The following is a 3,299-nucleotide window of genomic DNA, read 5'->3' on the forward strand; positions in this document are numbered from 1 at the left end:
TTCCTTTACGCCGGCTTCGATCGCCGCCGAAAGTGGAACGATCAGCCCTTTGCGGTTTGAACCGATGACCTCGCCATGGAAAGCGCGGACCATTAGGCGAACGCCGTCTTTCTTCTCCTGCATCATGTAGGAGGGATCGTCTAAGAGGTCTTGCAAGCGGTCCTCGTCGACGGGATTGAGCAGCTGCGGGACCAGACCGCTGACTCTGCCAATCATTTCCGTACCGGCAAACGGGGTACCTTCTTCGCCTTCGGTATAGCCTTTGATCTTCTTTTCCTGGACCAGCTTCTCGAAGATGTTCTGGGCCTTCGCGTGATCGACTGGAGATGCGGTTTTCGTTCCAGTTTGAAGCGTGGCGCCACGGCGCCCGTACTGGAAATTGACAACGTATTGACCGGCCTGTTCTTCGATCTGGGCGTGATAGACCTTATCGGAACCGTTGTCGCGAAAATAGAGGCTCATTCTTTCTGGCGAGCCAGATTGCAAATTATTATTGGCCATGGAAACACTCTCGTTTCGGGGTTTTTGGAAGACGTGCTTCGCCGATCCCCCCAGGCAGGCTTGTCCGAGGGGATCATGATTACCGTGCGGGCTACCGCGCTTTCTTCATGTTTTCGACGAAATCGCCGTAAGGCTCTATGTCATCGAAGATCAAAGGAAAGACTGCCTTGAACTGTGTCAGAAGGCTCGGTTGTAGATGGGCCGTTTGGTCTGCAAAAGCATCGCCGGGGATGACATTGCCGTTCTCGTCCAGCAGTAAGTCGTCGACAGTGGTGTTGAGCAACTTCGGATGGCACTGCTTGGTGGAGCGGGTGAGCAGGAAATGCCGCCAGCCTTGTAGATTGGCAACGACGGACAGCAAGGATGCAGTGGCGCGCGGAAGGACGTCGGCGGCGATTTGTGGCTTGCAACCGTCTGTGAGCAAGTCGAAGTAATGGGCTTCGGCTGACAGCATGCCAGAGGACCAGGTAACGTCCTGCGATGCCGTGAGGCCGCGCGGCTTGATAAATCCTACGCTTGATCCGAACTTCCCTTTGCTGTAGTTGCAATACCGTTGGCTCTCGTGCTGGTAGTCCATGGTGGCGCCATGGCGAGTGACCTCCTGCGCGACACCGCGGTCGATCATGAAGTCCACAACCACCTGTGAGAATCGCAGCATGGACGTGTGACGTGATGCCAGCGCGTGTTGGGACAGGAATTGCGTGTATGACTCGTCCGTTCCTGTGCCCTCGGAGCGGTAGCATTTGCGGCCGGTCTCTTCGATGAAACGGACTGCCTGAATGCCGAACGGCCTCCAGGTCTCAAAAGCCTCGCCCCGTTTATCCGGGGGAAGGCCCATGAAGTTCACGATCTTTGCATACGGCGTGACGATGTGCATTGTGTCCCTTTTTCTCTTTGTCGGCTTAGAGTGATATCGCATCAACGTAGAAGCGGAGGTCTCCTGCGCTGCCGATAGAACTGCGCCAGGTCGCTGCCATGTTGCGCATGTTGTTGACGAGAGCGGCGAGATCGAGCCCGTTCACTTCTACACCCGCGTCTTCCAAGCTCTGCTGCAGACTTGCGGCATTGAAAGTCGGATCGTGCGCGATGAAGTCCAGCAGCTTTTGGCCATCCTGAAGCCAGATAACAGTCCTTTCGCCGTAATCGACTTCGGAGCACAGAGTATCGACGCGGGCCGACAATTCCTGAAATAAAGCAATGATTTGGTCATGCTCGATGAAACAGCTTGTGTGCGTGTTCCACTGCTCCATGACGGGACGCAGAGACATTGACATATTGATTCCGTCCTTGGTTTTGGTTGTGGGTAAAGCGTGCGCGTTTCGACTATGGGACGCAGGTTAAGGCAGCAATGCACTCCTTAGCCGGCCAGCGGTTGATATCATCGCGGCAATCTCCGGTGAAATTTGGCGGGTGTATGCAGCCACATTGGTCGCAATCTTCCCAGTCATCCGGTGGATTTTCAACATACCGTTTGCTGGGTGCCGTATCCCATGCCTTCGGGCCCACGTAAAAGCCTTGTGGTAGTGCCATGTGTATTTCCTTCTCATGTGACTGTGCCAGTATTAGCGAACGGCGGGCCGAGACAGACATTCTGTTCTGTCTCTGACCCGCAGGGAGTGAAGTTAATTGTTGTCCGAGGAAATCTGTCACCAAAGTTCAGACTGAACGCTGGGGCGTGTTGCAGCGGGAGCCGGCGCGGCGAGTGGCAACCTGGTAGCCTGAGCGCCTCGTTTCGGTCGCGCATGATGCGATATGGTCATGTCCACTTGTCGCATTTCCTCGTCAACACAAAGCTCTTGCCTTTCGACAAGATGCTGCCGGGCGACTTCGTCCTGGATGGCGCGTTCCACGTCCGAAAACGTCCACGCCGGATCGCCATAGCAAGGCCACTTCACGACCTGATCGAGAAAGCGCAACTGGTCTTTGGCGTTGCGAAAGAACTCGTCGTAGAAACCAGCCTTGGAATTGTGCGCTATGTGGCCAAACGTGTTGGAGAGACGTTCATAGAACGCCTGAGTGAAAAGGGTCTCCGCGAAGCTGCTGCTGACGAAGCGAAAGAAGTGGTTGGCAAACTTTGCTTTTTCATCTGCTGTACGGAATTTGGTGGCGGTGAATTCCTGAGCAAGAAACAATCCATTGTTGGTCGGCATGACTTTTCAATTGCCTCCGGCGATTACTGCTTGGTGAGCCTCGTGAGCGGATAGCCGCAAAACGGCTGGTACCGGGCCAGGCGCATTGTGCGTGCCGCGACCGAGCAAGGGACGGCGTTGTTGTTCGACCACTCCCAGATGCGCACAGCAAACTCGCCTTCGGTCGGGTGCTGCAGGCGCGTGGCTTCTGCGACCAATTCCTGGGCCGTTTGTTCCAGATGTTCCGGCTGAGACGGAGTCTCCTGGGCAAAGTCTGAGGGGCTCAATCCCGCCCAATATGCTTCGAAACTATCCATCGGTGATCTCCTCCGGCCGTAGTCGGCCTGGTTAGGACGCCAGCGGCAAAGTGTGTTGAAGATTCAGTTCGGGCAAGGCTACTGCCCTGGGCGAGAGAACGCGTTCCCACCGAATCTTGGGTGGGTTGGGCCCACGGGAGACTCGTCGGCGCGAAGGCCGATTCCACGTTCCACCTTTCGAGCGGTGAACAGGACGAAAGCTGGCAGCTCGCAGGCTTACGCCAGATTCGGATTCCCTGGTGTAAGTGATCGCACGCTCGTAGCCGCGCTTTTTGATTTCGCGGCAGGCCCAGCCGTAAAGCTGGGAACTTGCATTCCACAAGAGGTCGCGAGTCCGGATGTCTTTGACGCA

The 3,299-nt window shown here is 55.9% G+C and carries 6 protein-coding genes; all 6 read right to left on the reverse strand.

Annotated elements, in window-relative coordinates; translation table 11 throughout:
- Positions 1-501: WGR domain-containing protein (locus VMU57_RS21015; protein ID WP_325387021.1), on the reverse strand; the 501-nt coding region annotated here is incomplete at its 3' end.
- A 91-nt stretch (positions 502-592) separates the two neighbouring features.
- The gene (locus VMU57_RS21020) at positions 593-1,378 is read right to left on the reverse strand and encodes an FAD-dependent thymidylate synthase (protein ID WP_325387023.1); all 786 of its coding nucleotides are present in this window, start codon (positions 1,376-1,378) and stop codon (positions 593-595) included.
- Between the two features lie 25 nt (positions 1,379-1,403).
- Entirely contained in the window at positions 1,404-1,775 is a 372-nt protein-coding gene (locus tag VMU57_RS21025) for a hypothetical protein (RefSeq protein WP_325387025.1), read from the reverse strand.
- A gap of 372 nt (positions 1,776-2,147) precedes the next feature.
- Complete coding sequence (locus tag VMU57_RS21030) at positions 2,148-2,651, reverse strand: hypothetical protein (protein WP_325387027.1); 504 nt, start codon at positions 2,649-2,651, stop codon at positions 2,148-2,150.
- A gap of 23 nt (positions 2,652-2,674) precedes the next feature.
- Complete coding sequence (locus VMU57_RS21035; protein WP_325387029.1) at positions 2,675-2,947, reverse strand: hypothetical protein; 273 nt, start codon at positions 2,945-2,947, stop codon at positions 2,675-2,677.
- 31 nt (positions 2,948-2,978) lie between these two features.
- Positions 2,979-3,299: XF1762 family protein (locus VMU57_RS21040; RefSeq protein WP_325387031.1), on the reverse strand; the 321-nt coding region annotated here is incomplete at its 5' end.

Source organism: Edaphobacter sp. (assembly GCF_035532915.1).
In the GTDB taxonomy this organism is placed as follows: domain Bacteria; phylum Acidobacteriota; class Terriglobia; order Terriglobales; family Acidobacteriaceae; genus Edaphobacter.